Source organism: Sphingomonas pollutisoli (assembly GCF_029167165.1).
GTDB classification, from domain to species: domain Bacteria; phylum Pseudomonadota; class Alphaproteobacteria; order Sphingomonadales; family Sphingomonadaceae; genus Sphingomonas; species Sphingomonas pollutisoli.
In genome coordinates this window covers 1-849 of the sequence record NZ_JARFNJ010000053.1, presented here as the reverse complement: position 1 = coordinate 849, position 849 = coordinate 1, and the positions used below count along the sequence as shown (strand labels likewise).

Here is an 849-nt window from a genome sequence, read left to right as displayed (position 1 = left end):
AGCAACTGCGCACACTATCATGGGAATTCGCCGGTTACGCCGCGCTCCTCCGCATTACCGCTTCCTCGCGATAAGCGATCGTCCATCGCAATCTCGAAAAGGTGCTCGCGGCGACCAACATCGTCGACCGCATCTCGGGAAGGACGCTGAACTCAAACGCCAAGGGCGCCGCGCTCTCGCGGTTCGAATCCTCCAAGCAGCGCTTCTTCAACCAGCTCCTGATCGGCATGAAGCTGCCGACCCTGATCGACGCGATCGAGCAGGACCTGGCCGCCGAACGCCATGTGCTGGTCCAGCTCGTCACCACGACCGAGGCGATGTTGGAACGCCAGCTGGCGCGGCTCTCCCCCGACGAGCGGGAAACCCTCGAAATAGAACTCAGTCCGCGCGAGATCCTCATCCAGTACCTCGAAACCGCCTTTCCCACGCGACAGATGCGGGTGTTCAAAGGGACCGACGGCGAACCCCGTTCCGAGCTGATGGTCGACGAGGATGGCAATGCCGTCCATTCGCAGGAAGCCGTTCGCGCGCGCGACGATCTCATTGAACAGCTCTGTGCCTTGCCGGCGATCCCGGGCGCGCTCGACGGCCTGATCCGCCATTTCGGCACCGATGTTCTCGCCGAGGTCACCGGCCGCAAGCGCCGCGTGGTCACCGATGCGAGCGGCGTGCAGCGCATCGAACGCCGCTCGGCGCGCGGCAACGTCGCCGAGTTGAAGGCGTTCATGGCCGCGCACAAGTCCATTCTCGCCTTTTCGGACGTCGGCGGCACCGCTTCCATGACGATCCCGACAGTCGGAGGTCGCCCGGCCCCTCGAGCCGAACGGCGCGGTATTTCCCGACATCCGC

General features: G+C 64.5%; 1 protein-coding gene. It reads left to right on the top strand.

What is annotated here, in order from left to right; all coding sequences use genetic code 11:
- Window positions 1-101: 101 nt before the first annotated feature.
- Window positions 102-849: strawberry notch C-terminal domain-containing protein (locus PX554_RS26525; RefSeq protein WP_275505042.1), on the top strand; the 748-nt coding region annotated here is incomplete at its 3' end.